This window comes from Streptomyces sp. NBC_01669 (genome assembly GCF_026339735.1).
Classification (GTDB): Bacteria; Actinomycetota; Actinomycetes; order Streptomycetales; family Streptomycetaceae; genus Streptomyces; species Streptomyces yanii.
The window spans coordinates 429,564-445,719 of sequence record NZ_JAPEQG010000001.1; the positions used below are offsets into that span (position 1 = coordinate 429,564).

The window sequence follows — 16,156 nt, forward strand, 5'->3', positions numbered from 1 at the left end:
TCTCCTGCGGATGAGGGGCGGGGACGCGGGTACGGCGGACTCAGCGGCGGCGGCCGGCCAGGAAACGGGCCATCTCGCGCTGGGGCTCACCCGTTGCGTAGGCGGCGGTATGCACCTTCTTGGCCGCCTCGATCGCGTCGTCGAGGCCCGCGTCGTCCAGCTCGCGGAGCCGGCCCTTGGTGAGGGCGACCGCGCCGGGCGGGAGTGCGGCGAGCCGGGCCGCCTCGGCCAGCGCTTCCGGCTTGACCTCGTCCTGTGCGACGAGACGGGTGAGGAGACCGAGCCGCTCAGCCTCGGTGCCGTCGACGAGGCGGCCGCCGAGCGCGAACTCGGCGGTCTTCGCCCGGCCGAGGATGCCCCGCATGGCCCAGATCCCGGTGATGCTGGGGATGCCCGACAGCACCTCCGGCTGCCCCATCCGGACGGCGGCGTGGCCGATGCGGAAGTCGGCGAGCAGGGCGAACTGGAAACCCGAGCCCGCTGCCACACCGTTGACTGCGGCGACGACCGGCTTGTCCAGGCCGCGTACGGCGCGGAAGAGGCGGCCGAAGTCGTCGATCCATGCCTCGGCGGCCGCGTGGTCGTCGGGGTCGATCGCCGCGGTCTCGGCGAGGTCCTGACCGGCGCAGAACGCGCGCCCGGCGCCGGTGAGAACGACCGCGCGACAGCGCTCGTCGTCCCCCAGCGCGTCGAGCGCCGCGACCAGTCGGCTCCGCATCCCGCCGGTCCAGGCGTTGAGCTTGTCAGGACGGTTGAGAGTGACCTCGGCAACGTAGGCATGGGCGGCTGTGTCCGTCACCGGGTGGTGGGTGACGACGACGGTGCTGTTCTCGGTCATGACGGCTTGCCTTTCTCGCGATGGGCAGGGGAAGAAGGCGGCGAGGCCGCCGGGGAGCCGGAGTTACTGGCGGGTGTCCGCGAGCGGGCTTCCCGTGAGCAGTCATGCAAACAGGGAGGGATGTGATCCGGCCAACACCAATTGGGACTGGCGGTGATATCGGAGCGATATGGTCCGCTCATGGAGCTCCGTCACCTGCGCTACTTCGCCGTCCTTGCCGAGGAACTGCATTTCGGCCGGGCGGCGGAACGTCTGCACATGGCCCAGCCGCCGCTGTCGCAGCGCATCCGCGACCTGGAGCGCGAACTCGGGGTACGGCTGTTCGACCGGACGCGGCACCGCGTCCAGCTGACCGAGGCCGGGGCGCTGCTCCTGGAGCATGTGCGGCCGGTACTCGCAGGGGTGGACACCGCGCGCGAGGCGATGCGCAGGATTCGTCCCGGCGAGGCAGGTGTGCTGCGTGTCGGCGTACCGCCCGACACCGGCCCGACAGTGCTGCGGACCCTCACCGCCGGTTTCGCCGACCGGGTGCCCGATGTGCTGATCGACCTCCATGAGCTCACCACCGACGAACAACTGGCCCGGCTGCGCGAGGGTGAGCTGGATGCCGGGGTGGTACGGCACCCGTCGGACACGGTGGGCCTGGAATCGGGACCTGTGGCGCGGCGCGAACTGGGCGTCGTACTGCCGGCGGACCATGCCGCGGCGGCGGGCGGCGGCGCAGTCCGGCTGAGGGACCTCGACGGGGCACCACTGGTCATCTTCCCGCGCGCGATGGCGCCGCGCCTCTACGACCACATGCTCACCATCTGCCGGGACGAGGGTTTCCTGCCCGGATCGATCAGGCACGCGCGCAATCCCAACTTCGTGCACGGGCTGGTGCTCGCGGGGCGCGGCATCCACCTCAATGAGGCCCCGGCGACACCGCTCATCGACGGGCTTGTGTGGCGGCCGCTGGAGAGGGACACGCTGGCGTGGCTGACCTCGGTGGTGTGGGTGCCGAGCCGCCACAACGAGACGATCGCCTCGTTCGCCGAAGCAGTCTCGGAGAGCCTCGCCGAGGCCGGCCACCACATCGCGGACACGGCCCTGGGCGGATGACACACCGCAACGGCTGCCCGGCCGAAGGGGGCTGGGGCCGCCACCGGACACGTGGCGGCAGACCGGGCAGCGGGCGCCCCCGTCGGCAGGCACCCGATGGTCTCCGGGCTTTCATGGGTGCGGCCACGTGCTTCTCCTCCGTCCGGTGACTTTGACTGCAGTGCGCCACGGACCTCACCTCCGACGACTCGACCAACACATATGCACGAGACCGCCGCAACGTGTCGAGTGCCACTCCCCCGCAGCCCAGGGGTTTGTCATGCTGTGTTGTCGGCCACGGGCCGGCATCCCACAACGGCGGTGCGTGGGTCGGAGCTGACGGCAAGGTGGATGGCCAACTGACTCTGAACCGAGTTCGATCCGTCGTCGCCAGTCCGAAGCAGGACGGACGCATGGCACCGGCCGGGGCTCTCAATTCGGAACAAGGTCTCGACACTCTGGCCCGCGTGGCATGCACATTTTCCCGTTCGGGGGCCTCATCCGCAGGGATTCGGACCCGTACAGATTTCGATGGTCAGGCATGAATAGCTTCATCATCTTCCATTCACCCGGGCGCGACTGCCAGCATCGGCGCACCGCCACCCCGTGAGGGAGAAATCCGATGAATCGTCCCCGTTCTCTGCGCTGTCTGGCAGCCCTGGCCGTGGTGGCTCTCGCGGCCACCGCATGTGGACGCTCCGGCCAGGGCGACGCCCCGTCCGGCAGTTCCTCGCAGGCCGCCACTGGGCGGACTGCAGCCGAGCTGCTCCCCGCGCAGTACCGGCAGAAGGGTGTGCTGCGGGTGGCTACCGCGGTGGGATATCCGCCGATGGAGATGTACGAGCCCGGGACCACCCGGCTGACGGGTGTCGACCCCGACCTGGCCAAGGCCATCGCCGAGCGGCTGAAGCTGAAGCTCGAACTCACCAACGCCGCCTTCGACGGGCTGATCCCCGGTCTGGAGTCCGGTCGCTTCGACCTGGTCATGTCGTCCATGACAGACAGTGCTCAGCGGCGCCAGGCGGTCGACTTCGTCGACTACTTCCGTACCGGCGGCGTCATCATGACGAAGAACGGCAACCCGCAGGGCATCAAGTCCCTCACGGACCTGTGCGGAAAGACCGTCGTTCTCGCCAAGGGCAGCTCGAACCTCCACATCGGCGAGGAGCAGAACGCCAAGTGCAAGCAGAAGATGCGGATATCGCAGAGCGAGGACGCGCCGACCGGGCTGCTGCAACTGGACAGCGGCCGCGCGGTCGCGACCATCGTCGACTATCCCGTTGCCAGGACGTTCACAAAGAAGAGCAGCGCGTACGAGGTTCTGCCGACGCAGTACGGCACCGCCCCCTGGGGCATCGCGGCCGCGAAGAGCCAGGGCGGACTGCGCGACGCCGTCCGAAAGGCCCTGCAGGAACTGATCGACAACGGCGGCTACCGGAAGATCCTCGACACCTGGGGAGTCGGCGACAGCGCCGTGCCCGAGGCCACCGTCAACGACGGGCAGTGAGTACGGACATGACCGACCGGAAGATGCCGGGCGCCGCCCTCGGCGCGGCACCGACAGCCCCCACCGCCGTTACGCCACCGGAGGACGACCTCTCCCTCCAGGTGACCCGGCGCCCCCGTCCCGGACGCTGGCTGGCGGTCCTCGCCGCCGCACTGTTCGCGGTGTGGCTCGCCTACACCGTCATCGTCAATCCCAACCTGCACTGGGACATCGTCGCCAAGTACCAGTTCGACGGCGTGATCCTCAAGGGCCTCGGGGTGACCATTCAGCTCACGCTCGTCTCGATGGCTCTCGGCATCGTCATCGGGGTACTCGTCGCGGTGATGCAGCTCTCCGACAGTCCGGTTCTGCGTCTCACCGCCGGTGCCTACACCTGGTTCTTCCGGGGCACCCCGCTGCTGGTCCAGCTCATCTTCTGGTTCAACCTGGCCCTGTTGTTCCCGGTGATCAGCATCGGTGTCCCGTTCGACGGCCCGAAACTCGTCAGCTGGCAGTCCAACCAGGTCATCACCGGCTTCGTGGCGGCCCTGCTCGGCCTCTCCATCAACGAGGGGGCCTACACGGCCGAGATCGTTCGGGCAGGCATTCAGAGCGTGGACCCCGGCCAGCGCGAGGCGGGTGCTTCCATCGGCATGTCGAACCGTCAGATCCTGTCCCGCATCATCCTTCCGCAGGCGATGAGGGTCATCATCCCGCCGTTCGGCAACCAGTTCATCTCCATGCTCAAGACGACCTCACTGGTCTCTGTCATCGCGGGCGCCGATCTGATGACCGTCTCCCAGCACCTCTACCTCGCCAATTTCGAGGTGGTGGCGCTGCTGCTGGTGGCTTCCCTCTGGTACCTGGTGCTCACCACGCTCGCCAGCATCGGCCAGCATGCCGTCGAACGCCGCTACAGCCCGGGCGCCGCCCCGCCGCTGCGGCGCAGAATCCTGACGAATCTCGTACCCGGGCGTGACAGGAAGGAGGCGGCGACATGAACGAGGTGATCCTCAGGGCCCGTGGGGTCCGTAAGCGATTCGGTGACACCGAGGTGTTGAGGGGCATCGATCTCGATGTCCGCAGCGGTGAGGTGCTGTGCGTCATAGGCCCTTCCGGGTCCGGGAAGTCGACGCTGCTGCGCTGCTTCAATCACCTTGAGCAGATCGACGCGGGGCGGGTGTGGATGCACGGTGAGCTGATCGGCTACGAGCAGCACGGCCCGTCCGGGCGCGTCCTGCGCGAGCGGCGCCCCCGTGACATCCGACGCCAGCGCGAGCGGATCGGCATGGTGTTCCAGCGGTTCCACCTGTTCCCGCACCGCACGGCGGTGCAGAACGTGATGGAGGGGCCCGTCGCCGTCAAGGGTCTCTCCCGTGCGCAGGCCGAGAAGCAGGCCCGGGAGCTGCTGGACCGTGTCGGTCTTGCGGACCGGGCGGGCCACTACCCGGGGCAGCTGTCCGGCGGGCAGCAGCAGCGTGTGGCGATCGCCCGTGCATTGGCCATGGAGCCGGCACTCATGCTCTTCGACGAACCCACCTCCGCTCTCGATCCCGAACTCGTCGGCGAGGTGCTGGGCGTCATGCGCGACCTGGCCCGCAGCGGTATGACGATGGTCGTGGTCACCCACGAGATGGGCTTCGCCCGCGAGGTCGCCGACCGTGTCCTGTTCATGGATCAGGGTGCCGTCGTCGAAGCCGGGAGCCCGAAGCTTCTGTTCACCGAGCCGCGGCACGAGCGCACGCGTGCCTTCCTGTCGACGGTGCTGTGATGGGCCGCCCTGTGGATCTGTTGCTGCGCGGCGGCACACTGGTCGACGGAACCGGCGCGCCCTCCAGGAAGGCGGATATCGCGATCGTGGACGGACGGGTCGCCGTGCTTCCCGCGGGCACCCCGGCCGCGGCGACCGAGACGCTGCATGTGACCGGCCAGGTCATCGCGCCCGGCTTCATCGATGTGCACACGCACTCCGACGCCCTCGCGGCACCCCACGGCGCCGACGGCGCCGCGAAGCCGGTCGACGACCTTCGCCTCGCACCACTGCTCCAGGGCGTCACCACGGAGATCTGCGGCAACTGCGGGACGAGCCTGTTCCCTTCGCTACCGGAACGGCTGCCTTCACTCACCGACCATCTCAGGGTGACGTTCGGGCTCGGAACTGTCCGGCCCGCAGCGGACTTCGACTCATTCGCCGCCGGACAGGATCCTGCCCTGCGCCGCACCCACATCGCCTCGCTCGTCGGCCACGGCACGCTGCGCGCCGGGGTCATGGGCTTCGAGGCCCGCCCACCCCGGCCCGACGAGCTGGACACCATGTGTGCGCTGCTCGACCGGGCGCTCAGCCAGGGTGCGGCCGGCCTGTCCACCGGGCTGATCTACCCGCCCGGCATCTACGCCGACACCGAGGAGATCGTCGCGCTGGCCAGAGTCGCCGCGCGTCACGGCAAGCCATACGTCACCCATCTGCGCGACGAGATGTCACAGGTGGAGACCGCCCTGGAGGAAGCCCTGGAGATCGCGGTGCGCTCCGGCGCCCCGCTGCAGATCTCCCACCACAAAACCGCGGGCCGGTACGCCTGGGGCGCCACGCTGCGCACCCTTCCTCGGCTGGAACAGGCCCGAGCCGAAGGGGTGGACGTGCTGTGCGACGTCTACCCGTACACCGCGGGCAGCACCGTCCTGCACGCCATGCTGCCACCATGGACGAGCGAGGGCGGCGTCGGCGCCCTGCTGGAACGACTGCGCCGGGCCGATACGCGCCACCGGATCCGGACGGACATCGCTCAGGGCGTCAAGGGGTGGGAGAACACGGTGGGCAACGGTGGCTGGGACCTCATCAGCGTGGCCGCCGCGCAGGCGCACCCGGAGGCCGAGGGCCGCACCATCGCCGACCTCGCCGCCGGGCGCGGCGTCCACCCGGTCGACTACGCGTGCGACCTGCTGCTGGCCGAGCAGGGCGAGGTGACCATCATCAGTCACTCCATGCGCGAGGACGACGTGCGGCGGGTGCTCGCCAGCCCGCTGTCGATGATCGGCTCGGACGGCGTCCCCAAACCCGGTCGCCCGCACCCTCGTTGGGCGGGAAGTTTCGCCCGCGTACTCGGCCACTACGGCCGCGACCAGCAGCTGATGCCGCTGGAGGACGCGGTGCACAAGATGACCGGTCTGCCGGCCCGGCGGTTCGGGCTCACCGGCCGCGGTGTGGTCCGCGACGGCGCCCTCGCCGATCTGGTAGTCCTCGACCCGGCGTCGGTACGTGACACCGCCACCTCCGACCGACCGCTGCTGGCGCCCGAAGGCATCGATACCGTCGTGGTGGCGGGACAGGTCGCGGTGAGGGGCGGTTGCCCGACCGCGGCGCGGGCGGGGGAAGTGGTGAGGATCCGATGAGTCTGGCCCAAGTGGCCGCGGCGGTGCGGCGTTCGGCCGCGCTACCGCTCACCCTGGCCGTCGCCGCCGTCGACATCGACGGCGGCGAGACGGCGGGGGCCGACGAGTGCACCGTGCTGCCGGTCGCGTCCGCCTCGAAGCTGCTGCTGCTCGCCGAGGTCTCGCGTCGGCTGGACACGGGGGAGCTGCTCGCCGACCGGCCCGTCGAGGTCCTCGACGAGGACATGGCGGCCGGGAGCGGGGTGCTGCGCCGGATGAGCAGGCGCGGCTGGACCGTCGAGGATCTGGCCTGGCTGACCGCTTCGGTCAGCGACAACACCGCCACCAACGCGCTGCTCCGTCTGGTGGGGCGTGAGTCCACGGCCCGGCTGGCGGAGGAACTCGGGCTCGACCGCCTCACACTGCACGACAAGGTCCGTGACATCCGGGGCCCTGATGTGCCGCCCGTCTTCGCCACCGGCACCGCACGGGGCCTGGCACGGCTGGTGACTCATGCGATGCGCGGCACGCTGAGCTCCCCGGCAGCCTCCACACGGCTCCTGCAATGGATGCGCGCCAACACCGACCACGGCCTGGTCCCCGCCCTGGTGGACCACGACCCGTACGCCCCCGGCTTCCCGAATCCCCTGCCCGACAGGCTTCTGGTGGCCAACAAGACCGGCACCGACACCGGGGTCCGCGCCGATGCCGGAGTCATCGTCGGTGCGCGCCGGCTGGCGTACGCGGTGGTGGCGCACTGGGACCCGGTGCTGGGCCCCAGCACGGAGAGCGCCGCGGTGCGTGCCATCCGGGACGTCGGCCGCACCCTCGCGGCGTGTGCCCGACGCCGCGCGGGCGAATGAGAGCGGTAGGCCCCACCGGTCAGGCCCACTGCGTATCCAGCAGCGACCGGATCTCCTCGGCGGCCGACCGCAGCTCCGCGAGGAAGATCCGCAGCAGCGGGTTGCGGTTGGTGGGCCGGGTAGCGACCCCGATCCGCCGGTGCAGTCGGGGATGGTCCAGGCGGCAGACGTGCACACCCGTGGTGTCGCCGAGCCCGAGGGCCGGGACCAGCGCTATACCCATGCCCGCGCGCGCCAGGTTGATCGTGACCTGGTAGTGATCGCTGCGGCAGCGGACCCGCGGCCGGAACCCCTCGGCCGCACACGCACGTTCCAGGACCGGTTCGCCGGTGTGGCCGCCGCGCGTACCGATCCAGCTCTCCCCCTCCAGAGCGGCGAGCCGGACCGCGGTGCGCCGCCCGAGGCGGTGCCGCAAAGGAAGGACCACCAGCTGCGGCTCGTCGAAGAACATCTCCACGTCCACGGCCGCCTGCCGGCACCACGGGTCCAGCGGATGCTCGAAGACGACCGCCGCATCCAGCCGGCCCGCCTCCAGATCGGGCACCAGCTCGTGCGGCTGCCCCAGGATCAGCTCCAACTCGATCTGGGGCCGCTCGGCAGCGAAGACCGACAGCGCCCGGGGAAGCAGCTCCAGGCCCGATGAAGCGAAGAAGCCCAGCCGCAGTACCCCGGCGTCGCCTTCGGAGTGCGCCCGCAGATCGTCCTGTGCGATGGCCATCAGGTCGGCGACAGCCTGTGCGTGCTCGGCCAGTCGCACACCGGCCGCCGTCAGCCGCAGGCTCTGCGGCTGACGTTCCACCAACGCCACCGCGAGCTCCTGCTCCAGCCGGGCGAGTTGATGGGAGACGGCGGACGGGCTCAGATGCAGCGCCTGGGCCGCGGCCACGATGGTGCCCGTGCGGGCTATTTCCAGCAGGACGAGCAGTCGAGCACTGTTCAGCATCGGGTCAGGTTAGGCCCTGCCGACGCACCGCGCCGCCCCGGCACCCGACCCTACCGTCGCCGGCGGCGCGACGGGCCCGGCGGGCTCGTCCACGTCCAGGCGCAGCAGGTCCTCCTCGGTCTCCCGGCGCACCACGGTGCGGGCACGGCCATCGGACACGAAGACGACAGCGGAACGCGGCAACTTGTTGTAGTTGGACGCCATGGCATATCCGTATGCGCCCGTGACCGGCGTGGCCAGGAGATCACCTACCGCGAGCTCGGCCGGCAGGGCGGCGTCGTCGACAATCACATCGCCGCTCTCGCAGTGTTTGCCGACCAGCCGTGCCCGCAGCGGTCGCGGTGCGCGGGGGCGGCGCGGCAGGAACACCTCGTAGCGGCTGCCGTACAGGGCGGGGCGCAGATTGTCGCTCATGCCGCCGTCGATGCTGACGTATGTCCGCACGCCCTCGATGCGCTTGATGGTGCCCACCCGGTAGAGGGTCAGCCCCGCGCGGGCGGCGATGGACCTGCCCGGCTCCACTGTCACGTCGCCGCCCCAGCCCGCATCGAGCACCGCGGTGCGCACCCCGGCCGCCCAGTCGGCGAACGAGGGTACGGTCTGCCCCGCCTCGTACGCGACACCGAGGCCGCCACCGACGGTGAGCCGGTGTACCCGGGCCTCCACGGCGAACCGCGCAACGGCCGCGGCTCCTGCCGCGAGCTCCGACGTGTCCAGCACCTGGGAGCCCACATGCGCGTGGACGCCCTCCAGGATCATCGCCGGGGAACCGGCGGCCCGCCGCACTGCGGCCGCGGCGGTTCCGCCGACGAGGCCGAAGCCGAACTTCGAGTCGTTGCCACCGGTGCGGATCGCCTCGTGTGCGCCTGCGGCGACACCGGGCGCCACCCGCAACTGTACCCGGGTGGGCGGCAGTTGCTCCTCGGCGTGCAGGCGCTCGATGCGGTCCATCTCGTCGAAGCTGTCGACCACCACGTGGTGCACCCCGGCTGACATCGCCGTGCGCAGCTCCGCCTCGTCCTTGTTGTTGCCGTGCAGCACGATCCGTCCGGCCGGAACATCCGCGTGCAGCGCCACCCGCAGCTCGCCGCCGGAGGCCACATCGAGCAACAGCCCCTCCTCGTGGGCCAGTCGGGCCATGGCCGTGCACAGGAATGCCTTGGAGGCGTACGCGACGTTGCCCTGGCCGAAGGCAGCGACCGCCTCCCGGCAGCGTCGGCGAAGGTGCTCCTCGTCGTACACGAAGAGCGGTGTTCCCAAACGCCGCGCCAGTTCGGTGAGCAGGACGCCTCCGACGGCGAGCCCTTCAGAGCGGATCTCGGAAGTGAAGGGCAGCAGACCCGTTTCGATGGCTGACGACATGGTTCCTCCCCGCAGGCCGGTTCTCCGCCATCCTGCGGCCTGCAGAAGGGGTCACAAAAGCGCATTCTTCTGTGGCTGAGCCTCATGAGTTTCGACGCTCAGGCCGCGTCGAGGGTCGTGGGAAGGGCCTCGTGCCGGGCCGGGGAAGTTCCGTCACAAGGTTGTGATCAGTCCTCCGTCGATGACGAAGTCCGATCCGGTGACGTTGATTCAGGGGGCACGGAAGCGAGCAGGCGAGAACCATGGACTCCACTCCGCGAACCATCACCCCATTGTCCCCACGATCCTTCCGTCCGCGGGGGCGCGGACCGGCCGGCAGGGGGCGCGGGCTCCGCCGGTACGCCCTCGTCCCGGTGGCGGTCGCGTCCCTCGCCGTGGGCGCCACCGGCTGCGCCGACGGCGCCTCCCCCTCGGCCGAGCCCGCGGGATCGAGCAGGTCCGCCCCCGGCAGCACCGCCCCGGATGCGCCCATCGCCCCGGGCGAGCCCGCTCCCACCAGGGCCGCCACTCCGAGCGCCTCGGCTGCCACGTCCGCCCCGGCCACCGGCAGCGGTCCGGGGCGCTGCACGACCGAGGAGCTGACCATGAGCCTGAGGCAGGGCGACGCGGGTGCGGGCCAGATCCACTACCGGCTCACGCTGGTGAACAAGTCCTCGGACTCCTGCACCCTGACCGGCTTCCCCGGGGTCTCCCTGATCAGGCGCGACGGCAGCGTGATCGGCGCACCCGCCGACCGCGAGGGCGCCGCGGGCCGGGCCACCGTCATCGGGGCCGGCGGCTCGGCCGAAGTCACCCTGCACACCCTCAACCGCGGGATCAACGGCTCGGAGTGCTGGGACCGGCCCGACTTTCTCCGGGTCTACCCGCCCGGTTCCCGGGAAGCCCTGACCCTGCGCACCACCCAGCCCCTCATCTGCGGCGGCCTCTTCAGGACGACAGCGGTGAGCGGCTGACGGAAGGGCGACCGGCCGGGGTGGCCCTCGTGGGGACGGGCCGCGTTCCGGCATGCCCCGGCACCCTCGGCGCCGCATCCGCCCCACAGGTACTTCGACGCGGGGTCGGCCTCAACTGTCGGCCGACCCCTGTTCTTGCCTGCGATGGAGATGGCTGCGATCGAGCAGGCCTGTACCGTCCGCGGCGCGGACCTGCGCTCGATGGACTTGAACGGCGTCGATCTCGACAGCCGAGTTCCGGAGGCCGTTCCCACGTCGGCGAACCAGCCGTCGAATCGCCCTCGCTCACCTTCACAGCAGACTGCTTCTCCCACCCCACGAGGGAATGTGGCCGATGGCGCCGGGGAGAGCTGATGCCCCTCCCGGCACAAGAGGTGTGCCTCTCCCCGGTCGACGGGTTCACGCCGATGACGGGGAATCGCTCGCCGACGGCACTTCCGTCTCGGGGCGACGGAGAACACTGGTGATGTAGTCCGCCACGGCCGCCTCCAGACCGATGTCCAGCTGTGCGCGCTCGGACATGTACCACCGGTGTTCCAACAGTTCGTGATAGAGCTCGGCCGGGTCCATGGAGCTCCGGAGTTCCCGCGGAACAGCACGTACCGTAGGTCTGAACACCTCGCGGACCCAGCGGTGCGCAAGCACCTCCGCACGGGCGCCGAGCGGGTCGCCCGGCGCGTAGTCCTCCTGTGTCGCCATCCAGCTCTCAAGGTCGTTGAGGAGTCGTCGGGCCTGGTTCTCCTCGGCGTCGAGCCCGGTGAGGCGCAGCAGTTGGCGTTGATGATGGCCTGCGTCGACCACCTTGGGGACGAACGTGATCGTGTCGCCGTTCGGGGAGTTGGCGATCTGCATCTCGGCGACGTCGAAGCCGAGGTCGTTGAGCCGACGCATGCGACGTTCGATGTAGTGATACTGGCCGGCCGGATAGACCGAAGTACGAGTCAGCTCACTCCACAGCTCCTCGTACCGCTGGCAGATCTCGGCGCCGAAAGCGATCGGATCCACCGAGGGATGGAGCGCACCCGCGGCCTCCAGGTCCAGCATCTCTCCGCTGATGTTCACCCGGGCCAGATCGATGTCGTATTCACGCTGCCCTGTGCTGAGTTGGCTGTGTACCTCGCCGGTCTCCGCATCCACAAGGTAGGCGGCGTAGGCGCCGGCGTCCCGGCGGAAGAGTGTGTTGGACAGAGAGCAGTCGCCCCAGGCGAAGCCCGCCAGGTGCAGCCGGACCAGCAGTACGGCGAGTGCGTCCATGAGCCGGTGCACGGTGGTCGGGCGCATCGTCGTCTCGAACATCGAGCGGTAGGGCAGGGACCCGTTGAGATGACGAGTAATCAGCACCGGCTCCAGCGGTCCCCCGTCGGTGCCGGTGCGCCCGGTAACCACCGCGAGTGGGTCCACCGCGGGTATCCCGAGCCGGGCCAGGGTGCGCAACAGCTCGTACTCGCGTACCGCCGGCCGTTCGGCAAGCTCCTTGACGGCCACCACGTCGGCCCCCGCTCGTGCGTAGCGCACGACGTGGCGGGAGATGCCGCGCGGCAGCGTCACCAGATGCTTCTCCGCCCATTCTTCGAGCGGTAGGTGCCAGGGCAGTTCGAGGAGGAACGCGGGGTGTTCGGGGTTGGTGGCGCTGAACTGCAAAGCCATCGGTCGCCTCGCTGGTTCGGTGACGGGACCACCAGTGTGACGTAGCGAGTCGCGCGCCCCGTGACCAAGGGGGACGGAAGCGTACGCACTCTGGTCGGGAGCGGTCACTGCACCCCGTGCGGCCGGAACTGGATGCTGATGCGCCCTCCCACGGCCCGAGCGGTCTTGGGGATGGCGTGCTCCCAGGTCCGCTGACAGGAACCGCCCATCACGATCAGGTCGCCGTGTCCGAGCGACCACCGGACGACATCGCCGCCGCGGCACGGGCGCAGCAGCAGGTCGCGGGGCGCCCCCACGGACAGGATGGCGACCATCGTGTCCTCGCGTGCACCCCTGCCGATGCGGTCGCCGTGCCAGGCCACGCTGTCGCGCCCGTCGCGGTAGTGGCACAGGCCGGCTGTTGTGAAGGGTTCGCCGAGCTCGGCGGCGTAGTGCGTGGAGAGCGCCTGCCGCGCCTCGTCGAGGACGGGGTGCGGCAGCGGTTCGCCGGCACGGTAGAAGGCGAGCAGGCGCGGGACGTCCACGACCCGCTCGTACATCTGCCGTCGCTCGGCCTTCCAGGGAACGTCCGCGGCCAGCTGTTCGAACAGGGCGTCGGCGCCACACAGCCAGCCCGGCAGGAGGTCGATCCAGGCGCCGTCGTCGAGCCCTGTTCTGCGGAGCCCGTCCAGTGGGCGCAAAAACGCCTCGTCGCCCTGATCGAACAGGGACCCCTGGAGCTGGTGCGGTGCCATGTGTGCAGCTTACCCACATTCGAACATGTGCGCTATTAGAGAAGATTCCGTACGCACCGGGAACAGCGGATGAATGCGCAGCGCACACCCCTCGACCCCGCTGCCCCTTGGTCCCGATTACAGACACATAGCGCCTATATCGTCTAAATTGGGTCAAGTGGGGTTGCGGCTGTCTGCGGTCACGCCGGACTTGCGGGACCGCGTCAACACGGCTGCACGTGCACTGAGACAGCGTGACCCGGTCCGGCCGGGCCACGGGGACGGATACCCATGACCGACGGCCATCAGGGTCCCGAGGACCACGGTCCGGACCCCCTCGGAGACTTCCTCTCGCACTTTCTCGGCACCGGACAGGGTGGGGAGCCGCCCGACCCTCGGCGCATCGACTTCAGCCGTCTGTTGAGCGGTCCCGCACGGCAGCTCGTCACCGTTGCAGCGTCCTATGCCGCCCAGCACGGGAGTACCGACCTCGACACGGAGCACCTCCTGCGGGCCGCGCTCACCACCGAGCCGACTCGCCGCATGGTCACGCGAGCGGGCGCCGATCCCGACGCGCTCGCTGCTGAGATCGACCGGCAGGCCGGGGAAGGGCCGCGAAGCCAATCCATCGCCGTCACGCCGGCGGTCAAGCGCGCTCTGCTCGACGCCCATGAGATCGCGCGCTCCACCGGCGCCTCCTACATCGGCCCGGAACACGTGCTGGTGGCACTCGCCGCCAACCGCGACTCCGCAGCGGGACAGATGCTCAACGCCGCGCACTTCTCGCCGCCCGCCGGTGCCCGGGACGGTCTCGGGCCCGTGCCCAGCAGCGCCGGCCAGCGTACCGGCCCCGGCGAGCGAAACACCCCCAACCTGGACAAGTTCGGCCGCGACCTCACCGACCTGGCCCGGGAGGGCCGTATTGACCCGGTCATCGGCCGTGACGTGGAGATCGAGCAGACCATTGAGGTCCTCGCCCGCCGAGGCAAGAACAATCCCGTCATGATCGGCGAAGCCGGAGTGGGCAAGACCGCCATCGTCGAGGGACTGGCCCAGCGCATCGCGGACGGCGACGTGCCGGACATCCTGCACGATCGGCGCGTCATCCAGCTCGACCTCTCAGGAGTCGTTGCCGGTACCCGCTTCCGTGGGGACTTCGAGGAACGACTCACCGGCCTCATCGACGAAATCCGCGCCCATTCGGGCGAGCTGATCGTCTTCATTGACGAACTGCACACCGTCGTCGGGGCGGGCGGCGGCTCCGAGGGCGGCCCGATGGACGCGAGCAATATGCTCAAGCCCGCGCTCGCCCGCGGCGAACTCCATGTCGTGGGAGCCAGCACGCTCGAGGAGTACCGCCGCTACATCGAGAAGGACGCCGCGCTTGCCCGCCGGTTCCAGCCGGTTCTGGTGCCCGAGCCCAGCCCGGCGGACGCCGTCGAGATCCTGCGGGGTCTCCAGGACCGGTACGAAGCCCATCACCAGGTCCGCTACACCGACGAGGCGCTGCTCGCCGCCGTCGAGCTGTCCGACCGCTACCTCACCGACCGCTATCTGCCCGACAAGGCGATCGACCTCATGGACCAGGCCGGCGCACGGATCCGGCTGCGCGCCTCCACCCGCGGCACCGACATCCGCGCCCTGGAACGCGAAGTCGAGCAACTCACACGGGACAAGGACCAGGCCGTCGCCGCCGAGCAGTACGAGCGGGCGACCGAGCTGCGTGACCGGCTCGCCGACCTCGAACAGCGGATCGGCAAGGCAGACCACACGCCGCAGCCGCGCAGCCATGTCGCGGAGGTCACCGTCGAAGACATCGCCGACATCGTGTCCCGCCAGACCGGAATTCCCGTCAGCAGCCTCACCCAGGAGGAGCGGGACCGGCTGCTGAACCTGGAGCAACATCTGCACCAGCGCGTCATCGGCCAGGACGAGGCGGTGACCGCCGTCGCCGACGCCGTCCTGCGCTCGCGGGCCGGCCTGTCCGACCCCGGCCGCCCGATCGGAAGCTTCCTCTTCCTCGGCCCCACCGGCGTCGGCAAGACCGAACTCGCTCGCGCGCTCGCGGAGGCACTCTTCGGGAGCGAGGACCGGATGATCCGCCTCGATATGAGCGAGTACCAGGAACGGCACACCGTCAGCCGCCTGGTCGGCGCTCCCCCCGGCTACGTCGGCCACGAGGAGGCCGGACAGTTCACCGAAGCGGTACGCAGGAACCCCTACTCGCTGCTGCTCATGGACGAGGTCGAGAAGGCGCACCCCGACGTCTTCAACATCCTGCTGCAGGTGCTCGACGACGGGCGGCTCACCGACTCCCAGGGCCGCACCATCGACTTCAAGAACACCGTCATCGTCATGACCAGCAACCTCGGTTCGCAGGCCATCACCGGGAGCGGCGGCGCGATGGGCTTCGGCGCCGGCTCCGCGGACGCCGACGAGCAGGCCCGCCGCGAGCGGGTGATGCGCCCACTGCGCGAACACTTCCGTCCGGAGTTCCTCAACCGCATCGACGAGATCGTGATCTTCCGCCAACTCGCCGACCAGCAGCTACGGCAGATCACCAACATGCTGCTGGACGACTCCAGGCGTCGGCTCCGCGCCCAGGACGTCACCGTCGAGGTCACCCTGGACGCCGTCGAATGGCTCGCCCAACGCGGCTACCAGCCCGAATACGGCGCCCGCCCGTTGCGCCGCACGATCCAGCGCGAGGTCGACAACCGGCTCTCCCGCATGCTGCTCGACGGCAGCCTGCAGCCCCACAGCCGCCTCCGGATCGATGTCGCCGACGGCGAGCTGGCCATCCGCAAAGAGGAAGAACCACAACGCCCCGCAAGCTGACCCCGAGCGGCGTCCTGGACAACTCAACCCTGGCCCGCCACCTCACGACACGTGCGTCGTCGGT

General features: G+C 69.9%; 13 protein-coding genes. 8 read left to right on the plus strand and 5 right to left on the minus strand.

The genetic code is table 11. The annotated features are described in order from the left end of the window. Nucleotides 1–40 precede the first annotated feature (40 nt). On the minus strand, nucleotides 41–838 hold the full coding sequence (locus OG972_RS02005; RefSeq protein WP_266977958.1) for an enoyl-CoA hydratase/isomerase family protein: 798 nt from the start codon (nucleotides 836–838) through the stop codon (nucleotides 41–43). 180 nt (nucleotides 839–1,018) lie between these two features. Between OG972_RS02005 and OG972_RS02010 the strand changes: the two genes are divergently transcribed. The 6 genes from OG972_RS02010 to OG972_RS02035 all read left to right on the plus strand — a co-directional run bounded on the left by OG972_RS02010 (nucleotide 1,019) and on the right by OG972_RS02035 (nucleotide 7,636). Next, complete coding sequence (locus OG972_RS02010) at nucleotides 1,019–1,939, plus strand: LysR family transcriptional regulator (RefSeq protein WP_266977959.1); 921 nt, start codon at nucleotides 1,019–1,021, stop codon at nucleotides 1,937–1,939. 601 nt (nucleotides 1,940–2,540) lie between these two features. Continuing rightward, nucleotides 2,541–3,425: an ABC transporter substrate-binding protein gene (locus OG972_RS02015; protein ID WP_266977960.1), complete on the plus strand. Its 885-nt coding sequence runs from the start codon at nucleotides 2,541–2,543 to the stop codon at nucleotides 3,423–3,425. Between the two features lie 8 nt (nucleotides 3,426–3,433). Then, the gene (locus OG972_RS02020; RefSeq protein WP_266977961.1) at nucleotides 3,434–4,405 is read left to right on the plus strand and encodes an amino acid ABC transporter permease; all 972 of its coding nucleotides are present in this window, start codon (nucleotides 3,434–3,436) and stop codon (nucleotides 4,403–4,405) included. Continuing rightward, nucleotides 4,402–5,175, plus strand: coding sequence for an amino acid ABC transporter ATP-binding protein (locus tag OG972_RS02025; protein ID WP_266977962.1), 774 nt, complete (start codon nucleotides 4,402–4,404; stop codon nucleotides 5,173–5,175). The genes OG972_RS02020 and OG972_RS02025 overlap by 4 nt, the downstream gene beginning before the upstream one ends. Next, nucleotides 5,175–6,794 carry an amidohydrolase family protein gene (locus OG972_RS02030; RefSeq protein WP_266977963.1) on the plus strand — a complete coding sequence of 540 codons (1,620 nt, stop codon included), beginning with the start codon at nucleotides 5,175–5,177 and terminating at the stop codon, nucleotides 6,792–6,794. Before OG972_RS02025 ends, OG972_RS02030 begins: the two co-directional genes overlap by 1 nt. Continuing rightward, entirely contained in the window at nucleotides 6,791–7,636 is an 846-nt protein-coding gene (locus tag OG972_RS02035) for a serine hydrolase (RefSeq protein ID WP_266977964.1), read from the plus strand. Before OG972_RS02030 ends, OG972_RS02035 begins: the two co-directional genes overlap by 4 nt. Nucleotides 7,637–7,655: 19 nt before the next feature. Here the strand turns inward: OG972_RS02035 and OG972_RS02040 are convergent, their stop codons facing one another. Both OG972_RS02040 and lysA read right to left on the minus strand, forming a co-directional pair. After that, nucleotides 7,656–8,579, minus strand: coding sequence for a LysR family transcriptional regulator (locus OG972_RS02040; RefSeq protein WP_266977965.1), 924 nt, complete (start codon nucleotides 8,577–8,579; stop codon nucleotides 7,656–7,658). A gap of 9 nt (nucleotides 8,580–8,588) precedes the next feature. Further along, nucleotides 8,589–9,941 (minus strand): diaminopimelate decarboxylase, encoded by a 1,353-nt coding sequence (gene lysA, locus OG972_RS02045; protein WP_266977966.1) that lies wholly within the window; start codon nucleotides 9,939–9,941, stop codon nucleotides 8,589–8,591. A 353-nt stretch (nucleotides 9,942–10,294) separates the two neighbouring features. Here lysA and OG972_RS02050 point away from each other — a divergent pair, with 353 nt between their 5' ends. Beyond that, on the plus strand, nucleotides 10,295–10,894 hold the full coding sequence (locus OG972_RS02050) for a DUF4232 domain-containing protein (RefSeq protein WP_266977967.1): 600 nt from the start codon (nucleotides 10,295–10,297) through the stop codon (nucleotides 10,892–10,894). A 399-nt stretch (nucleotides 10,895–11,293) separates the two neighbouring features. Here OG972_RS02050 and OG972_RS02055 read toward each other — a convergent pair whose 3' ends face one another. Both OG972_RS02055 and OG972_RS02060 read right to left on the minus strand, forming a co-directional pair. Next, nucleotides 11,294–12,541 carry a DUF4032 domain-containing protein gene (locus OG972_RS02055; RefSeq protein ID WP_266977968.1) on the minus strand — a complete coding sequence of 416 codons (1,248 nt, stop codon included), beginning with the start codon at nucleotides 12,539–12,541 and terminating at the stop codon, nucleotides 11,294–11,296. Nucleotides 12,542–12,645: 104 nt separating this feature from the next. Further along, entirely contained in the window at nucleotides 12,646–13,275 is a 630-nt protein-coding gene (locus tag OG972_RS02060; RefSeq protein WP_266977969.1) for an alpha-ketoglutarate-dependent dioxygenase AlkB, read from the minus strand. Between the two features lie 270 nt (nucleotides 13,276–13,545). Here OG972_RS02060 and OG972_RS02065 point away from each other — a divergent pair, with 270 nt between their 5' ends. Beyond that, entirely contained in the window at nucleotides 13,546–16,092 is a 2,547-nt protein-coding gene (locus OG972_RS02065; RefSeq protein ID WP_266977970.1) for an ATP-dependent Clp protease ATP-binding subunit, read from the plus strand. The last annotated feature ends 64 nt before the right edge of the window (nucleotides 16,093–16,156 follow it).

Bases quoted from the DNA above. Each gene is read 5' to 3' on its own strand.
- OG972_RS02005 (WP_266977958.1), bottom strand. From the start codon at position 838: ATGACCGAGAACAGCACCGTCGTCGTCACCCACCACCCGGTGACGGAC.
- OG972_RS02010 (WP_266977959.1), top strand. From the start codon at position 1,019: ATGGAGCTCCGTCACCTGCGCTACTTCGCCGTCCTTGCCGAGGAACTG.
- OG972_RS02015 (WP_266977960.1), top strand. From the start codon at position 2,541: ATGAATCGTCCCCGTTCTCTGCGCTGTCTGGCAGCCCTGGCCGTGGTG.
- OG972_RS02020 (WP_266977961.1), top strand. From the start codon at position 3,434: ATGACCGACCGGAAGATGCCGGGCGCCGCCCTCGGCGCGGCACCGACA.
- OG972_RS02025 (WP_266977962.1), top strand. From the start codon at position 4,402: ATGAACGAGGTGATCCTCAGGGCCCGTGGGGTCCGTAAGCGATTCGGT.
- OG972_RS02030 (WP_266977963.1), top strand. From the start codon at position 5,175: ATGGGCCGCCCTGTGGATCTGTTGCTGCGCGGCGGCACACTGGTCGAC.
- OG972_RS02035 (WP_266977964.1), top strand. From the start codon at position 6,791: ATGAGTCTGGCCCAAGTGGCCGCGGCGGTGCGGCGTTCGGCCGCGCTA.
- OG972_RS02040 (WP_266977965.1), bottom strand. From the start codon at position 8,579: ATGCTGAACAGTGCTCGACTGCTCGTCCTGCTGGAAATAGCCCGCACG.
- lysA (WP_266977966.1), bottom strand. From the start codon at position 9,941: ATGTCGTCAGCCATCGAAACGGGTCTGCTGCCCTTCACTTCCGAGATC.
- OG972_RS02055 (WP_266977968.1), bottom strand. From the start codon at position 12,541: ATGGCTTTGCAGTTCAGCGCCACCAACCCCGAACACCCCGCGTTCCTC.
- OG972_RS02060 (WP_266977969.1), bottom strand. From the start codon at position 13,275: ATGGCACCGCACCAGCTCCAGGGGTCCCTGTTCGATCAGGGCGACGAG.
- OG972_RS02065 (WP_266977970.1), top strand. From the start codon at position 13,546: ATGACCGACGGCCATCAGGGTCCCGAGGACCACGGTCCGGACCCCCTC.